Origin of the sequence: Microlunatus aurantiacus (assembly GCF_039536605.1) — a bacterium.
Lineage (GTDB): Bacteria > Actinomycetota > Actinomycetes > Propionibacteriales > Propionibacteriaceae > Microlunatus > Microlunatus aurantiacus.
In genome coordinates, this window is sequence record NZ_BAAAYX010000009.1 from 210,704 (window position 1) to 232,220 (window position 21,517).

Annotated in this window: 15 protein-coding genes; 13 read left to right on the forward strand and 2 right to left on the reverse strand. The window is 72.8% G+C overall.

Annotated features, from left to right (window positions below):
• The first annotated feature begins 5 nt into the window (after positions 1-5).
• From ABD714_RS12570 to ABD714_RS12590, 5 genes are all read left to right on the forward strand, one after another.
• Complete coding sequence (locus ABD714_RS12570) at positions 6-626, forward strand: GNAT family N-acetyltransferase (protein ID WP_344812695.1); 621 nt, start codon at positions 6-8, stop codon at positions 624-626.
• A 262-nt stretch (positions 627-888) separates the two neighbouring features.
• Positions 889-1,848: a ferritin-like domain-containing protein gene (locus tag ABD714_RS12575; RefSeq protein WP_344812696.1), complete on the forward strand. Its 960-nt coding sequence runs from the start codon at positions 889-891 to the stop codon at positions 1,846-1,848.
• A gap of 61 nt (positions 1,849-1,909) precedes the next feature.
• Entirely contained in the window at positions 1,910-3,979 is a 2,070-nt protein-coding gene (locus ABD714_RS12580; protein WP_344812697.1) for a LodA/GoxA family CTQ-dependent oxidase, read from the forward strand.
• A gap of 10 nt (positions 3,980-3,989) precedes the next feature.
• On the forward strand, positions 3,990-5,102 hold the full coding sequence (locus ABD714_RS12585; protein ID WP_344812698.1) for an FAD-dependent monooxygenase: 1,113 nt from the start codon (positions 3,990-3,992) through the stop codon (positions 5,100-5,102).
• Between the two features lie 140 nt (positions 5,103-5,242).
• Positions 5,243-6,643 (forward strand): FAD-binding oxidoreductase, encoded by a 1,401-nt coding sequence (locus ABD714_RS12590; RefSeq protein WP_344812699.1) that lies wholly within the window; start codon positions 5,243-5,245, stop codon positions 6,641-6,643.
• 102 nt (positions 6,644-6,745) lie between these two features.
• On the opposite strand, the gene ABD714_RS12595 is transcribed toward ABD714_RS12590, so the two are convergent.
• Positions 6,746-7,492: a class I SAM-dependent methyltransferase gene (locus ABD714_RS12595; RefSeq protein WP_344812701.1), complete on the reverse strand. Its 747-nt coding sequence runs from the start codon at positions 7,490-7,492 to the stop codon at positions 6,746-6,748.
• A 131-nt stretch (positions 7,493-7,623) separates the two neighbouring features.
• On the opposite strand from ABD714_RS12595, the gene ABD714_RS12600 reads away from it, so the two are divergent.
• From ABD714_RS12600 to ABD714_RS12615, 4 genes are all read left to right on the forward strand, one after another.
• Positions 7,624-8,823, forward strand: coding sequence for a molybdopterin-dependent oxidoreductase (locus ABD714_RS12600; RefSeq protein WP_344812702.1), 1,200 nt, complete (start codon positions 7,624-7,626; stop codon positions 8,821-8,823).
• Positions 8,820-9,227: a hypothetical protein gene (locus ABD714_RS12605; RefSeq protein ID WP_344812703.1), complete on the forward strand. Its 408-nt coding sequence runs from the start codon at positions 8,820-8,822 to the stop codon at positions 9,225-9,227. The genes ABD714_RS12600 and ABD714_RS12605 overlap by 4 nt, the downstream gene beginning before the upstream one ends.
• A 193-nt stretch (positions 9,228-9,420) precedes the next feature.
• Positions 9,421-11,421: a hypothetical protein gene (locus ABD714_RS12610; protein WP_344812704.1), complete on the forward strand. Its 2,001-nt coding sequence runs from the start codon at positions 9,421-9,423 to the stop codon at positions 11,419-11,421.
• Between the two features lies 1 nt (position 11,422).
• Complete coding sequence (locus ABD714_RS12615) at positions 11,423-12,085, forward strand: hypothetical protein (RefSeq protein WP_344812705.1); 663 nt, start codon at positions 11,423-11,425, stop codon at positions 12,083-12,085.
• Between the two features lie 62 nt (positions 12,086-12,147).
• On the opposite strand, the gene ABD714_RS12620 is transcribed toward ABD714_RS12615, so the two are convergent.
• Positions 12,148-13,551 carry an NAD(P)/FAD-dependent oxidoreductase gene (locus tag ABD714_RS12620; RefSeq protein WP_344812706.1) on the reverse strand — a complete coding sequence of 468 codons (1,404 nt, stop codon included), beginning with the start codon at positions 13,549-13,551 and terminating at the stop codon, positions 12,148-12,150.
• Positions 13,552-13,704: 153 nt separating this feature from the next.
• On the opposite strand from ABD714_RS12620, the gene ABD714_RS12625 reads away from it, so the two are divergent.
• From ABD714_RS12625 to ABD714_RS12640, 4 genes are all read left to right on the forward strand, one after another.
• Positions 13,705-14,862 carry a CaiB/BaiF CoA transferase family protein gene (locus ABD714_RS12625; protein ID WP_344812707.1) on the forward strand — a complete coding sequence of 386 codons (1,158 nt, stop codon included), beginning with the start codon at positions 13,705-13,707 and terminating at the stop codon, positions 14,860-14,862.
• Positions 14,863-15,064: 202 nt separating this feature from the next.
• A complete protein-coding gene (locus ABD714_RS12630; protein ID WP_344812708.1) occupies positions 15,065-16,894 on the forward strand; it encodes an ATP-binding protein in 1,830 nt (609 codons plus the stop codon).
• Between the two features lie 12 nt (positions 16,895-16,906).
• Complete coding sequence (locus tag ABD714_RS12635; RefSeq protein WP_344812709.1) at positions 16,907-18,073, forward strand: metallophosphoesterase family protein; 1,167 nt, start codon at positions 16,907-16,909, stop codon at positions 18,071-18,073.
• A 1-nt stretch (position 18,074) separates the two neighbouring features.
• On the forward strand, positions 18,075-21,515 hold the full coding sequence (locus ABD714_RS12640; protein WP_344812710.1) for an AAA family ATPase: 3,441 nt from the start codon (positions 18,075-18,077) through the stop codon (positions 21,513-21,515).
• The last annotated feature ends 2 nt before the right edge of the window (positions 21,516-21,517 follow it).

Below are 21,517 nucleotides of genomic sequence, written 5' to 3' on the forward strand. Positions count from 1 at the left end.
CGATCGTGACCGCCGACGTCGAGACCCGCCCGGTCGGGCCCGCCGAGCTCACCGTGCTGGCGGATCTCTTCCGGAGCAGCCGGAACACCCGGCACTGCTGGTGCCAGGCGTTCTGCACCTCGCGTACACGGTGGGCGCTCGGTTGGTTCGGTGGCGGCAACCGACGCCAGTTCGAGGCCGTGGCAGCCGCCGACCCGCAACCGATGGGCGTGCTCGCCACCGTGGACGGCGAGCCGGTCGGGTGGGCGGCCTGCGGACCGCGCTCGCGCTACCCGGTCGCCACCGACCCCGCGAACAGCCTGACCGCTGTGATGGAGCGCAGTGAGGACGACCGCGTGTGGCTGGCGCCCTGCCTGTTCGTCCGGCCCGACCACCGCGGCACCGGGATCACGTACGCGCTCGTCCGGGCCGCCGTCGCGCTGGCCGCCGACCACCACGCCGTCGCCATCGAGGGGTGGCCGGTGGCCGGCTCGGATCCCCCGCCGGGCGAGGAGTTCGTCGGCCGGGAGAAGGTCTTCGCCGACCTCGGTTTCCGACCCCTGGATCGACCGACGCCGAACCGGGTGATCATGCGACGCGAGCTGGCTGGTCGTCAGCCGGACGGCCACGTCGGCACCGTCAGCTGAGAGCCGTCGGGTCTCTGGCAGCGGCCGGCCGACGAGCGCTTCGGGAGACGCCCACCAGGTCTGATCACCACCGGCGCTGAGACTGCCGGCCGACTCGACCAAGGTTTACACGGTAGTGGTATTTATCTTCTCCGGGCCCGCTGTTAGGGTCATGATCACAGGCGTCGGCCCCTTCCCGAACGCCTTCCCCCGACCCCAGAGCACCCGTGCAGCGGCCATCCCGGCGCGCCCGGCGGCTCGATCACGCAAAGAAGCGTTGCCCGTGATACTGACCGCCGACGAGTGGAGTCTCGGCCACCTGCATGATCATCTGCAGGCGGCCGCCGAGCTGGAGGCCTGGACGATCCCCTACTACCTGTCGGCGATGTTCTCGGTCGTCGACCGGTCTGCGGAGGCCTACCAGCTCATCCAGTCGGTGGTGAACCAGGAGATGCTGCACCTGCAGCTGGTCGGCAACATCGCCAACGCCTACGGCTACACGCCGGTGATCACCCCGGTCGCGTTCCCCTACCAGGGAACGACGATCCCGCACCTGGACTTCGCCCTCGACCCCGACAACCCGACGCGCACGTACAGCCCGTACAGCGCCGAGATCGGGCCGCTCGACCAGCTGCGGATCAACACCATGTGCCTGATCGAGTACCCGGAGTGGGACACCGGCACCCATCCCGCCTACCGCACGAGCATCTCCGAGTACGGCAGCATCGGCGCGTTCTACGACGCCCTCGAGCGCGGCGCGCACCAGCTCGCGTCGCACATCAGGGGTGGCGTCAACCAGGTCGACCTGTTCTCCGCCTTCTACCGCGATCTGCCGAGCATGACGGTCCAGGGCAGCGGCGCCGACGCCTTCGCCGAGGTCTCCCTGCTGATCGACGTGATCCGTGATCAGGGCGAGGCGGCCAAGGCGGCGGACACGATCGCGGCCCCGAACCGCAACACCGCCGACGACTCCGAGCCCGAGGCGAGCCACTACCAGAAGTTCCTCACCATCCGCGGCTCCGGGACCCCGCCGACCTACCCGGTCAAGGACCCGTCGAGCTACAGCCCCGAGGATCTGAAGCGGCGCGGGATCCTGACCGGCAACTTCACCCGCTACACCGCCGCGATCACCGAGCTGCTGGCCGGTCGTCAGCCGCCGGAGTTCGCCGCGCTGATGGTGACGATCGGCTCGAACATCCTGACCTGCTGGAAGAGCGGCGTGACGCCGCAGTTCACCCAGTGATCAGCGTCGGTTGAGCACCCCACCCACCGACACCGCCGGACCCGCACCCGAAGGAGACACGATGGCCACCACCTCGGCCCAGGGGACCGGCCCCGCCCGTACGGTGCTCCGGCTGCACCCCACGATCAACTTCGCCCGCGTGGGGACCAGCGACGACTTCTACCTGTCCCCGGAGACCAGCGCCGGCCTGCCGGTCCCCGGTCACGACGACCTCGTGGGTGGACTGCCCATCCGCCGGGGGACGGAAGCCGAGCCGATCAGCAGCGACGACCTGCGGGACGACGACGGGAACCTGCTCCGCCAGGCCGCCCGGTTCCGTCTGTTCGCGTACGACGTCCCCTCACCCGACCGGTATCCCGACGGTGGTGGGGTGGAGATCCTGCCGGGGAGCACGCTGCCCGACGGCCGGGTGGTCGCCGAGATCGTCTGGACCGTGCACCTGGCCAACAAGAAGTCGGCGGCCTTCAACGTGGTCCCGTCGGCCGGGCTGAACGCCTTCGCGAACGGTCAGGTCCCCCAGCTCCGCAACCCCGGCGTGTACGGCACGGTGGACGCACCGCTGCGACTGCGCCAGCTGGTGATCGACCCCGGACCCCGGGCGATCCGGTCCGGCTCCGACGACCTGGTCGCCTGCGACCGCACGACGACCCCGTCCTGCTCCGACGGGACCGGCGCGATCACCCCGCAACCGCAGTACCCGACCTCGTTCCCCCAGGACACCAACAGCCGGCTCTTCCAGCCCAGCGGCCCGCTCGACACCCTCGGTGAGCTCCGCACCGACGAGCAGGGTCGACTCCTGGTGCTGGCGGGCCGGGGCCGCACCGCCGCCCAGTACGACGAGTACGGCGACCCGATGCCGCTCACCGGCGACCTCAACAACATCGGTTGGTGGGACGACGCCGCCGACGGGCCGGTCTCGGCCACCGTGGTCTTCGCCGACGGCAGCACCGAGGAGGCGTTCGGCGCCTGGGTGGTCTGCGGCGACCCGGCGTACGCCCCGCAGATCCGCAACGTGGTGTCGGTCTGGGACGACGTGTACGACGCATGGGTGCGGGAGCTCGATCTGCAGCCGGAGCTGTGTCGGGGCGGGGAGTTCGATCCGACCTACCGGCCGTCCTTCCCGACCCAGGTCTTCCCGGTCTTCCGGGCGGCCGCCCTGCAGCGGTGGACGGCCAACCTGCCCGAGATGGCGCTGCGGGCCCACCGGGCGGTGGAGTCGATCGGTCCGGACGACGACCCGGATCACACCATCATGTCCGGACTCGCCTACGTCCGGAATCCCAACGTGGCCGGGGAGCTGAGCGTCGGCGTGCCGCTGATGCCGCTCTCGCTCGGCGAAGCGGGAACCGACTTCCTGGCCGTCAGCAAGTCGCAGTACTTCTTCCTGGAGCAGTGGGACGGCAACCACTTCGACCCCGGCGCAGGACAGGCCCTGGGGCCCGGCGAGTTCCTCGACATGGCCTCCCTCAGCAACTGCCTGGGCGGCCGCTACGTGCCCGGCATCGAGGTCAGCTACCCGGTCCGCCAACCCGACCTGTACGACACCGACTGGCGGACGTCGGGCTCCGGCCCGTTCCGGGTCAAGCACAAGCCGCTGGCATACGCGACCGCGACCAAGACCGCCCCGTTCCTGACCGGCGGCTGGATCCCCCTGCACGGGATGACCGACGGCCTGGAACCCGGCGACCTGTCGAAGTTCATGTCGATCCCCTGGCAGACCGACTACAACTCCTGCTCGATCCACCAGCCCAGCATCAACACCTCCGGCACCAACACCGCCACCGGCAACCCGTTGACGCTCTACTGGTCCTGGCCGTCGCAGCGACCCGACGCGGTCTACCCGGCGACCGCCGTGGTCAACGGCGTGCTGCCGCAGAGGGTCTGGTCGATCCGTGGCCCGGGCACGCTGACCAACGACCCCAAGACCGCGGCGACGTTCCAACGCGCCTTGCAGTCGGTGCAGCAGTGGGACCGGATCGGGATCATCCTGCAGGGGACGGCGATCCGCGGCGGCACCTACCCGCCGGACTTCTTCCTCGAGGCCGAGAGCCGGCCGCCGACCGAGGGGCAGTCGGTGAACGTGGTGGCCGCATGGCCGTTCCACGCCAACCCCAGCGGTCCCGGCGACTGAGCCCGGACCGGTGGTCGACGCCTGCGACGTCCTGGTGATCGGCGGCGGACCGGCGGGGTTGGCCACCGCGATCGGACTGCGCGCCAGGACCGATCTCACGGTCGTCGTCGCCGAGGACCGCACGTCGCCGACCGAGCGGTTCGGTGAGACCCTCACCCCCGGCGCGCTGGCTGCGCTGGACCGGCTCGGGCTGGCCGACGCGTTCCGCGCCGACGGTCACCTGTCCTGTCCCGGCGGCATCTCCGTCTGGGGCGGTCCGCGGCCGGGTCACAGCGATCACCTCCTGGACCCCCGCGGCCCGGCCTGGCACCTCGACCGCCGGCGGTTCGAGACCCGGCTGCGGGCGAGAGCGGCCCAGGTCGGTGTCGACGTGCGCACCGGCACCCGGGTGGTCACGACCGGCCAGGAGAGTGGCCGGACCACTGTCGGGCTGCGGGGCCCGGCGGGTCGGTCGACCACCCTGCGGCCGACGTGGGTGGTCGACGCGTCCGGGGGCGGCTCGTGGTTCGCCCGCCGACAGGGCGCCGTCCGGCACACGCGCGACCGCCTGGTCGCCGTGCTGCGCCTCGCCGATCTCGAGGCCGGCACCTTCACCGCCCAGACGGCGGTCGAGGCCACCCCGACCGGATGGTGGTACGGGTCGAAGCTGCCGGGATCCCGGATCGTGACCGCCCTGGTCGCCGACCGGGGCGCGGCCGCCGACCTGCTGCGTGGGGGCGGCCGACGCTGGCACGAGGAGCTGGCGGCGACCACCCTGCTGGGGCCGCTGCTCGCTCGCGTCCGCCTCCGGGGCGAGCCACTGCGCTGCCGGCCCGTCACCGTGTCGCGGCTCGACCGGGTGACCGGGTCGGGCTGGCTCGCGGTCGGCGACGCGGCGAGCGAACGCGATCCGATCACCGGCTGCGGCATCCACGACGCCCTGCTGGACGCGGCCGACGCCGCCTGGACGATCGCGGCCGCCACCGGTGCGGGCGGGCAACCGCCGTGGCGCTACGAGGACCGGGTCGAAGCCCGGTTCGAGAACCACCGGCAGACCCGCGACGCCCTGTACGCCGCCGAGCGGCGCTGGCCGGCGGAGGCGTTCTGGGCAGCCCGGGTGCCACGTCCCGTTGCCGCGACGTAACCCCACCTGGGTGCGATCGCCGCGACCAGACCGGCTGTCCGACTCAAGTCCGGGCTCTGAAGGAGGCAGGCGCCGCCCGTCATGTCTACCGTGACAAGTGGAGCGACGGTCGTTCCGACAGCTTCGGAAGGAGCACCGCGATGACCCCCACCGCCGCCCTGCAGGCGGCACTGACTGACCTCACCGGGCCGACCTTCACCCCCGCCGACCCCGACTACGACGCCGCCAGACGCGTCTACAACGCCATGATCGACAAGTCCCCCGCCCTGATCGTCCAGGCGCACACGGTGGCCGACGTGGTCGCCGGGGTCAACGCGGCACGCGATCACGGTGTCCTGCTCGCCGTGCGCGGCGGCGGTCACAACGGTGGCGGGCTCGGGACCTGCGACGACGGTCTGGTGATCGACCTCGCCGCCCTGGACTCGGTCGAGGTGGACGCCGAGGGGAAGACCGTCCGCGTGGGCGGCGGCGCCACCTGGGGCCAGGTGGACGCGGCCACCGGCGCCCACGGCCTCGCCGTGCCGAGCGGGATCATCTCCACCACCGGCGTCGGCGGTCTGACTCTCGGCGGCGGACTCGGGCACCTGACGCGGACGTACGGGCTGGCCATCGACAACCTGCTCGCGGCGGAGGTCGTGCTGGCCGACGGTCGCCAGGTCCGGGCCAGCGCGACCGAGGAACCGGATCTGTTCTGGGCCCTCCGCGGAGGCGGCGGCAACTTCGGGGTGGTCACCTCGTTCACGTTCCGGCTGAACGACGTCTCCGCGTTCGTCGGCGGACCGACGTTCTGGGATGTCGGGCAGGGCGACGCCGTCCTCGAGGCGTACCGGGACTTCATCCCGAACGCCCCCCGCGAGCTCAACGGCTTCTTCGCCTACACCCAGGTGCCGCCGGCCCCGCCGTTCCCCGAAGAGCTGCACCTGCGGCCGGTCTGTGCCGTGGTGTGGGCGTACGTGGGGGACGAGGACGGCGCCCGGACGGCGATGGCACCCCTGCTGGACGCGCTGCCCGCGCCGCTGCTGCACGGTGTGGCCCCGATGCCCCACGCCGCCCTGCAGACCGCCTTCGACGGGCTCTACCCGAAGGGACAGCAGTGGTACTGGCGGGCCGACTTCGTCAACACCATCCCCGACGAGGCCGTGACCATCCACCAGCGCTTCGGATCGAGGCTGCCGACGTTCCAGTCGACGATGCACCTGTATCCGATCAACGGGGCCGCGCACGACGTCGAGGCGGGCGACACCGCCTGGGCCTACCGCGACGCCACCTGGGGTTCGGTGTTCGCCGGGGTCAGTGCCGATCCTGCGGACGCGGCGGAGCTGAAGCGCTGGTGCGTCGACTACTTCGAGGCCCTCCACCCCCACTCGGCCGGTGGCGCCTACGTGAACATGATGATGGACGAGGGCGAGGAACGGATCCGCGCCAGCTACCGCGGCAACTACGCACGGCTCGCTCAGATCAAAGCCGCCTACGACCCGGACAACCTGTTCAGGGTCAACCAGAACATCAAGCCGGCCGCGGCCGCGGCCGTCGGAGGCTGAGTCCGGGACCGCCGCACCCCGGCCCCTGGCTGACGGCCGTCGCCTGGCCCCTGGCTGACGGTCGTGGCCTGCCTGACGGTCACACCGTCGTCGGGGCCGGACTCAGCCGGGTGTCGTGGACCCCGCTGCCACCCGGGCCAGGAACACCAGCTCCTTGCCCGGGCGGTCAGGGGCGTCGCGCACGTCCGAGACCTGGAACCCTGCGCGCTCCAGATCGGCCAGCACCTCGGCGCGCTCCCGGAACCGCAGGGTCGAGGTGGACGAGAGCCGCCGGCCGTCGATCTCCGTCCACCCCTCGAAGGTCAGCAGCGGCAGGGCCACGTCGGTCACGGTGCACGACTGCACGGCGGTCCGACCGTCGGGCAGGGTGACCGGCGTCGGTGGACTGCTCCAGGTCTCCCAGTCCCGCACCTCGGGTCGGCGGGTCTCGAAGACGAACCAGCCACCGGGCCGCAGGGAGGACCAGACCGCGGCGAGGGTGGCGTGCCACTCCTCGTCGGTCACGAACACCTGAGCCACGTTGCCGGTCATCACGACCAGGTCGGCGTCCTCGACCAGCCCGACCAGAGCCGTGGCGTCGCCGTGGATCCAGGTGATGCGGTCGGCGTACGGCTTCGCCCGGGCCACGTCGAGCGACGCCGCGGCCGGGTCGACGCCGACGACGGTGAGCCCGAGCTCGGCGAGCCGGACGGCGAGGCAGCCGGTGCCGCAGCCCACGTCGACCACCCGCTGGACGCCGAGCTCCTCGGCCAGGGCGACGTAGGCGTCGAGGTCACCGCGATCTGGGTCCAGGACGTCGTACAGCTCGGCCTGGCGCGGGTCGGCGAAGGTGGCGTCGGGTTCTCGCACCTCGGCATCGTAGGAGCCGCGATCGATCGACCCAGCCTGCGCACCGGCACCGGCTACCGGTGCCCCGGTGGACGGCGAGATGTGCCCGTTCGGACCTGTCGCCGAGACGTCACCCGGACCAGACTGGTGGGATGCCCGCGACTGCGGCGGCGCGACCCGCTTGGTGGCCGCACTTCTCCAGCCCCGTGCGGTCGACCGCCCTGACCGCCCGGCTCGGTCGCGCCCTCGGCACCGCCTTCGCGCTCTGCTTCCTCACCGGGCTGCTCAGCTACACCCAGTACCTGACCTGGGCGTGGCTGCCGAAGCCGGTGGTGCCGGTCTGGGGCTACCGGCTGACCCAGGGCATCCACGTCACCACCGGCATCGCGTCGATCCCGCTGGTGCTGATCAAGCTCTGGTCGGTCTACCCCAACTCCTTCCGCTGGCCGCCGGTCCCGTCGGTCACGCGCCTGCTCGAGCGCCTCAGCGCGGCGCTGCTGATCTCGGCCACGCTGGTGCAGCTGGTCACCGGCTTCCTCAACCTGCTGGACTGGCGGCCGTTCGGCTGGGACTTCGTGGTCGTGCACTACGCGCTGGCGTACGTGGTCGTCGGTGCGGTGCTGCTGCACGTGGCCATCAAGCTGCCCGACATCCGGTACGGGTCGTCGACCCGGCTGGCCGACGGCGACGTGCTCACGGAGGTGCCGTGGCACGAGAACCCGGCCTCGCACAGCAACGCCGGACCACTGCCCCCGCCGGTGCCCAACGGGATCTCGCGGCGCGGGGTCCTGATCGCCGCCGCGGCGGGGATCGGCGTGGTGGTGATCACCAGCGTCGGCCAGACGGTGGCTCCCCTGGAGCGTCTCGGGTTGCTGGCCGTGCGGCAACCCGGCCGGGGACCGCAGGGGGTCCCGGTGGGGCGGACGGCCGAGGAGGCCGGCGTCACCGCCGCCGCCACGGATCCGGCGTGGCGGCTGGAGGTGACGGGTCCACGGGCGTACGCGCTGGGGCTGGACGACCTCGAACCGCTCGCCACCCGGCAGGTGCGGCTGCCGGTCGCCGCCGGCCAGGGCTGGGGCGTGACCGCCGAGTGGCGCGGCATCCCCCTGCTCGACCTGGTGCAGCGCGCCGGCGGCACGTCAGCCTCGCGGGTGGTGGTCCGCTCGCTGGGGAAGGGCGGCATCACCAAGGCCGAGCTGACGGGTTCCCAGCTGGAGCAGGCGATCTTGGCCACGCACCTCAACGGCTCCCGGCTCGACGTCGATCACGGCTACCCGTTGCGGCTGGTGGGCCCCAACCGCGCCGAGCTGTTCGACACCAAGTGGATCGGCGCGCTCGAGGTGCGGGGATGACGGGGCTGCGGATCGTGCTCGGTGGGGTCGGCGTGCTGCTGGTCGGCTACGGCGCCGCCCGGCTCCTGCACGGGTTGCCGCTCGGCACGCTGCTGGTCCTCGGCGCGTGGCTGCTGGTGGCCCTGCTCCTCCACCACGGGGTGCTGCAACCGGCCGTGCTCGCGATCGGGGCGGCGGCGGGTCGGGTCCCGCCGCCGGCCCAGGCGTTCGTGCAGGCCGCCCTGATCATGATCGGTGTCGTCGTGATCATCGCGCTGCCGTTGATCATCCGCCAGGGCAGCCAACCTCCGGCCAAGGCGATGCTGCTGCAGCCGTACGGTCTCCACCTCGCCCTCCTGGTCGGCGTGATCATCCTCGGCACCGCCCTGGCGTACGCGTTGCGGGGTGTTCGGGAACGCCGCTGAACCGCGTCCGAGCCTCCTGTCCGGAAAGGCTGCTGCCCGAAAGGGCCGATCTTCCCGCTGCGGACGACCGGGGGGCGCGAGTCCATGGACCACCGACGGGACCGCGTGGTTGAGTTCGCTCATGCGGGAGCGCGACGGGGAGCCCGCCACCCACGGCAAGCCGTCTCGTGGGTCCGCCCCGAAGGCGGCATCGGTGCCGAAGCCGGCGGTCGCGACGACCGGATCGCCGACCGGCACGCTGCAGCTCCAGCAGCTGGCCGGCAACCGGGCGGTGGCCTCGATGGTGGACCAGATCGCCCGCACGACGCTGCAACGGGTCGCCGTCAAGGAGTCCCCGCCGAACGAGACCCTCTACAACCAGCCGGGCGCCGGCGGCAAGGCCGGAGCCGCGCAGTTCGGCGGTGACGTCTCCTACGACATGGCCCGCAACGGCGACGCGGGGGTCACGATCACGATCCGGATCCAGTTCATGAGCCAGAGCCGCTGCGGCGTGCCGAGGCCCCCCGGTGCCCCGGCGACCACCCCCGACATCGGGGACCTCATCGGTACCCCCGCCGAGATCCCCACCAACGACCCCGACAACCGCCGCGCCTGGTGCCAGAACATCGTCACGGAGCAGGTGAAGCCCTGGAACGGCAAGCTCGCCCTCCTCGGCGAGGAGGTGAACGTCTTCAGCAGCAACACCACGAAGCGGCTGCCGGTCACGTTCACCTCGGTGGCCGTGTTCGGCGAGAGGGACAAGCACGATCAGCGCATCATCGTCCACCCGATGTCCACGCGGGCGGACCGCGCCACCGGGAACCCGATCGACGCCGGCAACTACTACCTGAACAAGGGCAGCTACTCGGCCAACGACAGCGTCATCGCCGCCCACGAGTACGGGCACCTGCTGGGCATCGACGACGAGTACAGCCAGTCCAACGAGATGCTCAACAGCCTCCTCCACCAGGCAGCTCCGGGGAACGCACCCAGTGCCATGGCCGCCATGGACAAGAAGACCGTCGAGCGGATGGTGCTGTCGTCGCTGCGTGCACCCCTCGTCGGCGCCCTCACCTCGACCCTGCCGGCGGTGGCCGAGGCGTTCCGGGCGAAACGGGCAGCGGTCAAGGCCAAGATGGCCGTCGCGGCGCGGTCCGGCGTGGTCGACGCCGCGGTCCGCAGTGCGCTCGAACAGAACCTCACAACAGCATCAGAGCCGGGCCTGGCGCCGAGCATCCCCCGAGCGGTGGCCTTCGAGACGACCGCCAACTTCAGCAACATCACCGCCGCCGGAGAGGGTGTCGAGGCAGGCTTCAGCAGTGCCGCCATCGTCCGGCAGATCGCTGCGGCCTACGACGCCTCCCTCGGCGCCGCCGGACGGGCCACCGTCGCCGTCGCCGGGGTGGGAGACACCTCGATCAACGTGCAGGGCTCCGTGCCCGCGATGACCGCGGCCGGTGGTGCGCAGCAGGCGAACGCCGCCGGCGCGGCGGCGACCGCGGTGGGCTCGGCCGGGGGGCCGGGCACGTTCCTCGGGTTTCCCGTCCTGTTCCCGCCGTCGGCTCTGGTGGCCAAGCTGCAGGCGCTGCCGGCCACCTGGGGCGCGGCGGGGTCCGCCGTCGAGACCGGGGTGACTCCGGCGGCCTTCGCCACCAAGATGGCCGGCCTGGTGAAGAGCTCGACCGCCGCGGCCGCGGCGCCCGCCCCGCCCGGTGCTGCGGCGCCGGCGCCCACCCCCAAGATCCGGCAGTCCGGGGAGCTCTACCGCAAGGCGTACGCGATCGTGTCGAGTCTGGCCAGGGACGCCTGCACGCAGGTCTCCAGCGAGCTGATCGCAGGGGTCGTCCAACCGGTGCTCACCACAGGGGTCAGTGATCTGGAGTCGACCATCCAGGCCGAGGTGACGAAGGTGATGGGCACCCCGCCGAGCGGCGTGGCGGCGCTCGGCCCGCCGAACCCCCAGATGACGGCGCTGGTGGCGCACATGAAGGCCCAGCTCGACGCCGACAAGACGGCCTCCGCCGGTGGGGGCCGGTCCCCGCTCGGTGCGGGCCAGGCAGCCCCCGATCAGAACGTCACCTACACGGTGCAGAGTCTGATGGGTGGGTCCAAGACCACGGCGATCCGGGCCGACCAGTTCAACCCGATGGTGAAGCAGTTCAACGACAAGCTCAAGAAGACGTGGGAGAAGAAGTTCACAGCCGAGGTGAAGTGAGATGACCGAGATCTGCCGTATCCGCTGGCGGGCCGCGTTCCCCACCGAGGTCGACGAGGTGCTGGCGGTGGACGACGACGGCACCGCCCGGCTCGTGGTCCGGACGGCGCGGGACGGCGACCCGGTGATCGGCACCTTCACCACGACGGTGTCGGGGGTCCAGCTGACCGTGCTGGACGGCCAGCGGCGGGAGGTCGATCTGCACCGGTCGGTCGGCGACGACCCGGTGATCACCACCGCGGACGAGCTGGCGAGGGCGGCCCGGGCGCACCCGACGGCGACCGCGACCTTCTACGCGGCGGTGGTGCCCGGCGTCGGCCTGGCCCTGCAGGCTGTCGGGGCCGGCGACGGCCCCGCGGAGTTCCAGCTGGAGCCGGGCTCGGCCATCGTGCACGTCGAGCGGGACGGCGCCGAGGTCGCCTGGCACGAGCTGGACCGGTTGGAGACCGGCTTCGTGTCGCCGGAGCCGGCGGGCCTGGGCGGGGTCGGGCGGCCGGCTGACATCGCCCCCGGGGCCTACGGCACCATCGCCCTCTCCGGACCCCCGGTGACCGGACCCGGCGAGGTGGCGCTGGAGGTCCGTGGCCTGCTGCGGGACCTCCTGCCCGAGCGGGGTCATGAGCCGTTCCGGGTGCGGACGGCGGCCGTTCCCCTGCCGGACTGATCCCCTGCCGGACTGATCCCCTGCCGGACTGACCGGATCGAGCCTGATCGGGCGAGACGCCGTCAGGAGTCGAAGCCCATCCCGACCGCGTCCAGGCTCTTCAGCAGCAGGTTCCGTCGCCCCTGCCGGCGATCGGCCCGGTGCAGCGACCAGTCCGTCAACCGGATCCCCAGCGTGGCCAGCGGTTCGGGCGGGAACGGCAACGGCCGCTCGCGCACCATGGCCAGCTCGGTCCGCTCGGTCGGCGTGCCCCCGAGCAGGTCCAGCATCACGTCGGCGGCGAAGCGCGACGCGCCCACGCCGAGTCCGGTGAAGCCCGCCGCGTACGCGACCCGGCCCTGCCGCGCCGTGCCGAAGTAGGCACAGAAACGGGAGCACGTGTCGATGGCGCCGGCCCAGCGGTGGCTGATCCGAAGGTCCTCCAGCTGCGGGAACGTGGTCAGCAGGTGACTCGCCAGCGTCGCGTACGAGGTCGGGCGGTCCTCGTACGCTGCGCGCACCCGGCCGCCGGGGTGGTAGACGGCGTCGTAACCGCCGAAGAGGATCCGGTCGTCGGCGGTCAGCCGGTAGTAGTGGAAGTGGTTGGCCGGGTCGGCCAGCCCCTGCCGGCCCTGCCAGCCGATCGCGTCCTTGCCCTCCGGGCTGAGCGGCTCGGTGACCAGCACGTAGTCGTAGACGGGCACGGTCTGCAGGCGGTTACGTCGCAGCAGGGACGGGAACACGTTGGTGGCCAGCACCACCTGGTCGGCGTGCACCTCACCGCGAGCGGTCCGGACCACCGGTCCGTCGTCGATCACCTCGACCCGGGACTGCTCGAAGATCTGTACGCCGAGGTCAGCGGCCACCCGGGCCAGCTCCAGCACCAACTTGCCGGGATGGACCAGCACGGTGTCGTCCCTGTCCCAGGAGCCGGCCAGGTAGGTGGGTGAGTTCACCAGGGCACGGGTCGCAGGTCCGTCGAGGAAGCCGTCCTCGGCGGCCAGCCAGGCGATCTGGTGCTCCTCGGTGGCGACCGCGAGGGTGCCCGTGCGTTCCAGCTCGACGTCCATCCGGTGGCGCTCGATCGTCTGCGTGAGCCCGGCCAGGTTGTCCCGGCCCAGACGCTCCAGCTGGTCGTACTCGTCCGGCCAGCGACTCCGGCCGTTCTCCTCGCCGTGGGTCAGGCTGGCCTCGCAGAAGCCGCCGTTGCGGCCGGACGCCGCCCAGCCCACCTGGCCGGCCTCGAGGATGATCACCCGACGCCCCGGATCCCGTTCCTTGGCGCGGATCGCGGTCCACAACCCTGTGTAGCCCGCCCCCACCACCACCAGGTCGGCGGCGTGCTGCTCGACCAGCTCCGGGTGGGCGGGGCGGTCCAGTCCGTCCAGCCAGAAGACCCGGTGGGCGGACCCGGCCAGGGCAGCCGTGACCGCGGCGGCGGGCGGCGGCTGGCGCTCGAACACAGTGCGTTCGAGCCGACCGACCACAGCTCCTCCTCGGCCCCCGACAGCCGCCCGGACGGCGGCCGCGCGAGGATGGGGTCACTCTCGGGCAGGCCCCGGAGCGTGTCAACCGGCTCTGTCATCGTGTCGGTCCGTGACGGCGCCGTGCGTCGACGCCGGTCGTGGAGGGAGGGAACCGTGAGCGACGCACCCTCGGGTCCCCTGGCCGGGCTGCTGGTCGCGGACTTCTCCCGCGTCCTGGCCGGCCCGTACGCCACCATGCTGCTGGCCGATCTGGGGGCCGACGTGATCAAGGTCGAGAGCCCCCGTGGTGACGACACCCGCGCCTGGCAACCACCGGTGCACGAGGGCGTGTCCACCTACTTCCTGGGCGTCAACCGCAACAAGCGCTCGGTGGTGCTCGACCTGACCGAGGGCGAGGACGTCGGCCTCGCCCGAGAGCTGGCGCGCCGGGCCGACATCATGATCGAGAACTTCCGGCCGGGCGGGCTGGAGCGCTTCGGACTCGACTACGCCATGGTGGCCGCCACCAACCCGGCCGTGATCTACGCCTCGATCAGCGGCTTCGGCACCACCGAGGCCGGGGCGGCGCTGCCCGGCTACGACCTGCTCGTGCAGGCGGTCTCCGGACTGATGAGCCTGACCGGGGATCCGGCCGGCCCGCCGACCCGCGCCGGGATCTCGGTCTTCGACGTGATCGCCGGTCTGCACGCGGTGATCGGCATCCTGGCCGCCCTGCACCAGCGCGACGCCGACGGCCGGGGCCAGCACGTGGAGGTCAGTCTGCTGGCCTCGGCGCTGTCCGGGCTGGTGAACCACACCAGCGCGTACGTGGCCGGCGGGGTGATCCCGCACCGGATGGGCAACGGCCACCCGAGCCTGTTCCCGTACGAGCCGCTGCCCTGCGCCGACGGTGAGCTGATCATCGCGATCGGCAACGACGCCCAGTTCCGGGCCCTGGTCCAGGTCCTCGGGGTCCCCGAGCTCGCCGACGACCCGCGGTTCGCCCGCAACCAGGACCGCACAGTGCACCGCGAGGCGTTGCGGCCCCTGCTGGAGGAACGGCTGCGGACCGCCGGCACGCGCCACTGGTCGGCGCGGCTGACCGCCGTCGGGGTGCCCTGCGGTCCGATCAACGACATCGCCGGCGGGATCGCGTTCGCCGAGCAGATCGGGCTGGACCCGGTGGTCACCCTCGGGCCGACCGATGCTCCCGTGCGCAGCGTCCGCCACCCGATCACCTTCTCGCGCACGCCGGCCGACTACCGGCGCCCGCCGCCGGGGCTGGGCGAGCACGACGACGAGGTCCGGGCCTGGCTGCAGCGTCCCACGTGAGCCCGGCGCCGCGACGAGCCCTCAGCGTGCCGGTCGCAGAACGGGACGAACACGGGCCTCAACGGTTGCCGACCCGGCGTGTCGCGGCCAGTGCTGTCGTTGAGCCCCGCGTTCGTCCGTGTTTCTGTCCGGGACCGGTTGTACGGTGCGGGGACGTGACGGGCGAGATCGGAGCGGCGACGACGGTGAGGGGTGGGCAGCGGTGACCGACGGCCTGGACCCGACCCTCCGCGAGACCGACCACGGCACCCCGGTCCGCGAGGGCACCGTCGGGCTGGTGGCCGGCACCGAGGACTCCACCCCGCTGCTGTTCCGGGTGGCGGTGGCCGAGAACGCCTATCTGCAGCTCGACGACGTGGTCCTCACCGTCCGCGACGTGCCCGGAGTGGGTCCGGTGAGCACGGCCGGCGTGGTCACCCAGGTCCGGGCCCGGCACGAGGGTGCGTCCTTCGGGTCGGACACGTTCCTGATCGCCGACGGGGTCCTGCCCGCGCACCTGCAGGAGATCGCCGAGGTGACCACCACCCGGGTGGAGCCCGAGTGCTACATCCCGCCCCGACCGGGCACGCTCGCGGTGCGCGCCTCGGGGCTGGACCGGGACCGGGCGCTCTACTTCGACCAGATGGCCACCAAGCTGCCGATCGGGATGGGCCGGGACGGCGAGCCGATCTACCTCAACCTGGAGTTCCTGGACGGCACCCGCGGCGCCCACGTCTCGATCTCCGGCATCTCCGGGGTGGCCACCAAGACCAGCTTCGCGCTCTTCCTGCTGCACGCCCTGTTCACCTCCGGGGTGCTGGGGAAGCGGCAGCTGAGCACCCGGGCGCTGATCTTCTCGGTCAAGGGCGAGGACCTGCTGTTCCTCGACCAGGCCAACGTACGGCTCGACGACGACCTGCGGTCCCGCTACGGCGCCCTCGGGTTGCCGGCCACTCCGTTCGCGTCCGTCGGCTTCTTCGCCCCACCCGTCCCGTACGACCAGACCGGCCGGCCCAACGTCACCGGGCGGACCTCCGGGGTGAGTGCGTTCTGGTGGACCCTGGCCGAGTTCTGCCGCGACGAGCTGCTGCCGTACGTGTTCGCCGACGTCGAGGACGAGCGCAACCAGTACACGATGGTGGTGCACCAGGTGGCGGGTCGGCTGGCCCGGGACGCACAGCCGGCCGGCCGGGACGGGGCGGTGTCGGTCGACGGCCGGATCGCCCGCACCTGGCCCGAGCTGGTGGACCTCATCGCCGACAAGGTCAGCGACGACGCCACCCGGACGGCGTGGGCCGGGCCGGTCACCGGGATCGGCACCGTCAACGCCTTCATCCGCCGGCTCCGGTCCTCGGTCCGTCCGCTGTCGGCCATCCTGCGCGGCGACCTCACCGAGACCTCCGGCCGGGCCATCGACACCGCCGGTCACCAGGTCACGGTGATCGACCTGAACACGCTGCCCGAGCGGGCGCAGCGGTTCGTGGTCGGGGTCACCGTGTCGGCCGAGACCGCCCGCAAGGAGAAGGCGGGTCCCGGCGGGTTGCTGTTCACCATGATCGACGAGCTCAACAAGTACGCCCCCCGCGAGGGCAGCTCGCCGATCAAGGACCTGCTGCTGGACATCGCCGAACGGGGTCGTTCGCTCGGCATCATCCTGATCGGCGCCCAGCAGACCGCCAGCGAGGTGGAGCGGCGGATCGTGTCGAACTCGTCGATCAAGATCGTCGGGCGGCTCGACCCGGCCGAGGCCGGCCGCCCGGAGTACGGGTTCCTGCCGCCGTCCCAGCGCCAGCGCGCCACCCTGGCCAAGCCGGGGGCGATGTTCGTCTCCCAGCCTGAGATCCCGGTGCCGTTGGCCATCGAGTTCCCGTTCCCGGCGTGGGCCACCCGGCTCAGCGAGTGCGCCGCTCCTCCCGCCGGCCCGGCCACCGTGGCGGGATCCGCCGGTCCGGGAGCGGCCGGCCCCTCGTCCCGGGACCCGTTCGCCCGCCTGCCCGGGGTGGACGAGGACGACTTCGACGATGCGGGGATCGACCCGCCGCCGCCGTTCTGAGCCGGGCTGATCATGAAGCTGCTGCACACCTCCGACTGGCACGTCGGCAAGACCCTCAAGGGCCGCTCCCGCCTGGACGAGCAGAAGGCGGTGCTGGCCGAGATCGTCGAGCTCGCGGTCGAGCACGAGGTCGACGCCGTGCTCGTCGCCGGTGACGTCTACGAGAACGCCTCGCCCACCGCCGAGGCCCAGAAGCTGGTGATCACCACCTTGCTGCGGCTGGCGCGGGCCGGCATCGAGGTGGTCGCCATCGCCGGCAACCACGATCACGGCCCGACCTTCGAGGCGTACCGACCGTTGATGCGTCAGGCCGGTATCCGGTTGATCGGCAGCCCCCGGTCCGCCGAGCAGGGCGGGGTGCTGAGGTTCCGGGCCCGCTCCACCGGCGAGGAGGCGGTGCTGGCCACGCTGCCGTTCCTGTCCCAGCGCTACGCGGTCCGGGCCGCGGAGGTGATCACCCAGACACCGGCGCAGAACGTCGGCGCCTACGACCAGATGATCCGCGACGTGCTGGCCAACCTGACCGCCGGGTTCACCGACCAGACGGTCAACCTGGCCATGGCGCACCTCACCGTGCTCGGCGGCCGGCTCGGCGGCGGCGAGCGGGAGGCGCAGTCGATCATGGAGTACAGCGTCCCCGCGGCGATCTTCCCGATCGACGCCCACTACGTGGCACTGGGCCACCTGCACCGCCGGCAGTCGGTGCCGGCCGCCGCCCCGGTGCACTACTCCGGTGCCCCCTTGGCGGTCGACTTCGGCGAGCAGGACAACACCAACGTGGTCTGCCTGATCGAAGTCGCGCCGGACACCCCGGCCCGGGTCACCGACCTGCCGATCCGTTCCGGTCGGCGGCTGCGGACGGTCACCGGCACGGTCGAGCAGCTGGTCGCCGACCCGACGGCGTACGGGGAGGACTTCCTGCGGGTCCGGGTGACCCAGGCGGCGTACGCGGGGATGCGGGAGCACCTGCTGGAGGCGCTGCCGAACGCCCTGGAGATCCGGCTCGATCCGCAGTTCTCGGTCAGCCCCCACACCGACGCGGCGCGCCGGACCCCCGCCGCCGCACGGACACCCGCCGAGCTGTTCGCCGACTACTGCGCCTCCGCGGCGGTCGACGACCCGCGCCTCAACCGCCTCTTCGACGAGCTGCACGACGACCTGACCTCCGGCCGGGCCTGACGTGCGTCCCGTCCGCCTCGATCTCAGCGGGTTCGCCGCCTTCCGGGACCCGACGGTCGTCGACTTCACCGACGCCGACTACTTCGCGCTGACCGGCCCCACCGGCTCCGGCAAGTCCACCGTGATCGACGGGCTGACCTTCGCCCTGTACGGTTCCGCGCCGCGCTGGGGCCGCGAGAACGCAATCCAGTACGCCCTCGCCCCGACCGCGAACCGCTGCACCGTACGGCTGGTGTTCGACGTCGCCGGCGACCGCTACGTCGTGGCTCGCGAGGTGCGCCGGGTAGGCAAGCAGATCGCCCAGCGCAACGCCCGGCTGGAGCGCTACGCCGACCCGGCCGCCACCGGCGACCCCTCGGTGGACGAGCCGACCGAGTCGCTGGCCGCCGATCCCAAGACCGTGCGCTCCCAGGTGGCCGAGCTCCTCGGGCTGGACTTCGAGGACTTCTGCACCTGCGTGGTGCTGCCCCAGGGCGACTTCGCCACCTTCCTCCGGGCCAGCGTCGGGCAGCGCCAGGACATCCTGCTCAAGCTGCTCGGGGCCCGGCACTACGACGCCATCGGTCGCCTCGCGGGTCGGCGGGCCAACGACGCCCGGGCCCGGGTGGACGCGCTGTCGGGCGAGCTCGCCGGGCACGCGGACGCGACCGCGGCGGCGGAGGACGCCGCCCGGGCGCGTGAGGACGAGCTGTCCGCGCTGGTGGTCGCGATCACCACCGAGGTCACCGCCGTCGGCGCGCTGGCCGACGAGCGCGAGCGCGCGGCCGCCGCGACGGCCCGGACCACCGACGAGCTGACCCGGCTGGACGCGGTGACCGTCCCCGAGGACGTCGAGGACCTGCAGCGGGCCGGGGAGGCGGCCGAGCAGGCGTACCGCGAGGCGAGCGTCGCCGAGCAGCAGGCCTCGGCCGCAGCAGTCGTGGCGGAGGAGGCCCTGCGAGCCGGCCCGTCCCCGGCGTCGGTGGAGGAGACGCTGCGCTGGCACTCCGAGCTGGCCGGGGCCACCGGACGGGCGCCGGCGGCGACGACCACGGCGGCCGCAGCGGCGGCCGGTCTGGCGGGGGCCACCCAGTCGGCCAGCACCGCGCACGACGCCCTCGAGACCGCGCGAACCCGGCACGACGCGGACCGGGCCGAGGCGCGTCAGGCCGCCGCCGGGGTGACGGAGCTGACCGGACGGATCGATCTGCTGCGGTCGGTGACCATGCCCGCCGGCGCGGCTGACCTCGACACCGCCGTGATCGCCGCCCGCGACCGCTGGCAGGCGGCCCGACGGGCGCTGGACGCCGCCGAGACCACGCTCACGGCGGCCCGGGCGACCAGGGCGGGTCTGCCGGACCGCACCACCCTGGCGCACCGGCTCCAGACGCTGTCCGCGTACGAGACGACGCACCAGCAGCTCGCCGCCCTCCGCCGCGACGCGGCCGACGTCGCCGGGCGGAGCACGGTCGCCGAGCAGACCCTGACCGAGGCACAGGCGACCCGGCGCCGAGCCGACGAGGCGCTCGAGGGCGCCCGGAGCCACTCGGCCGCGGCCGAAGTGCGGGCCCACCTGGAGGTCGGTCACGCCTGTCCCGTCTGCACCCAGGTGGTCACCCGGCTTCCGGATCCCCTCGGCGTGCCGGCCGTGGACTCGGCGCGCGCCGCCCTGACCGAGGCCGAGCGGGCGGTGGCCGAGGCCGAGGCGGCGGCCCTGGCGGAGCAACGCCGAGGCACCACCCTGGAGGCCCAGATCGCGGCAGCCGTGGAGCGCCTGACCGACCTCGACCGAGCGCTGCCCTCCGACCTGACCCCGGGGGGCGACCTGGCCGAGGGGGGCGACCCGAACGGCGGGGCCGGCTCGCTCGGGCAGCCGGCGGGTGACGAGCGGGACCCGGAGCGGGATCGGAAGGTGCTGACCGAGCTCGCTCGACGCCTGGAGGACGCCCTGGCACAGGAGCACGGGGCAGCGACCGCGCGGGACGCGGCGCAGGTCGACCTGCAGCGCGCCGACGACGACGGTCAACGACTGGCCGCGGCGGCCCGGCAGGGGTGGGCTGAGGTGCACGCCACGAACGGCCGCCTCACGGCCCTCGGCGCGCCAGCGGTCACGTCCGAGACGCTCGGGCAGGCCTGGGCGGAGCTGCTGACCTGGACCGGGGCGACCGCGACCGCGCTGAGCACCGGTGACCTGCCCGCCGCGCAGGCGGCCACGACCGCGGCCGAGGCCGCCCGGCGCGCGTCGGGCGAGCAGCTCGAGGCGGCTGTCGCCACGGACCGGAGTGCGCGCGAGGCGCTCACCGCAGCGACCCTGGCCGACGACCGCGCCCGCACCGACCTGACCGCGCTCACGACCCTGGTCGCCCGGCTCCAGGAGGCGCTGGTCGACCGTCCCAGCGCCGAGGAGGCGGCGCGGTTGGCCGACGAGCACCGACGGCTGGCCGATCGGACCGCCGAGAGCCGTGCGTGGGCCCAGCGGGCGGCGGCCGACCGCCAGCACGCCGAGACCGTACGAGATCAGCGCCGGACCGAGCAGCAGACCGCGCGGGCCACCCTGGTGCGGGTGCGCGAGGAGCTCGCCGGACTCGGGGTGCCGCCGCTCGACACCGACGACCTGCCTCTGGCCTGGACGGCGCTCGCCACCTGGACCGCGGAGCAGACCGATCGGCGCCGTGCGGCGCTGACCGACCTGACCGCCGACCTCGAGCGGGCCGGGGTCGAGCTGGAGAAGCGGCTGAGCCGCATCCGCGACCTGCTCGACCAGCACCACGTCGATCATCCCGCCGACCCCGTGTCCACCGACCCCACGGACGGCGGAGCGGCGACGCGGTGGGTCCGGATCCCCACCCTGGTGGAGCTGCAGCTCGAGCGGGCTCGCGCCGCCACCACGTCGATCGTCCAGCGGCGGGCCGCCGCCGAACGGCTGCAGTCCATGATCACCGCCGACACCCAGACCGAGCAGGTGAGCCGGACCCTGCAACAGCTGATGTCGGCGAAACGGTTCCCGCAGTGGCTGGCCGACGCCGCCCTGGACACGCTGGTCGCCGACGCGTCGGCCTCGCTGCTGCAGCTGTCCGGCGGCCAGTTCGAGCTCACCCACGACCGGGGCGAGTTCTTCGTGATCGACCACGCCGACGCCGACTCCCGTCGCTCGGTGAAGACCCTGTCCGGCGGCGAGACCTTCCAGGCCAGTCTGGCCCTGGCGCTGGCCCTGTCCGACCAGCTCGCCACCCTGGCCGCGGGCGGACGGACCACCCTGGACTCGATCTTCCTGGACGAGGGTTTCGGCACCCTCGACCCCGACGCGCTCGAGATCGTGGCCGGCACCCTGGAGAACCTGGCGCAGGGGAACCGGATGGTCGGCGTGGTCACCCACGTCGCCGCGCTGGCGGACCGCGTGCCCGTCCGCTTCGAGGTCAGTCGGGACAGCCGGACGTCGACCATCGAACGGGTCGGCCCGTGACG

Coding starts and splice junctions, on each gene's coding strand:
- ABD714_RS12590 (WP_344812699.1), top strand. CDS start 5,243: ATGACCCCCACCGCCGCCCTGCAGGCGGCACTGACTGACCTCACCGGG.
- ABD714_RS12580 (WP_344812697.1), top strand. CDS start 1,910: ATGGCCACCACCTCGGCCCAGGGGACCGGCCCCGCCCGTACGGTGCTC.
- ABD714_RS12615 (WP_344812705.1), top strand. CDS start 11,423: ATGACCGAGATCTGCCGTATCCGCTGGCGGGCCGCGTTCCCCACCGAG.
- ABD714_RS12605 (WP_344812703.1), top strand. CDS start 8,820: ATGACGGGGCTGCGGATCGTGCTCGGTGGGGTCGGCGTGCTGCTGGTC.
- ABD714_RS12600 (WP_344812702.1), top strand. CDS start 7,624: ATGCCCGCGACTGCGGCGGCGCGACCCGCTTGGTGGCCGCACTTCTCC.
- ABD714_RS12635 (WP_344812709.1), top strand. CDS start 16,907: ATGAAGCTGCTGCACACCTCCGACTGGCACGTCGGCAAGACCCTCAAG.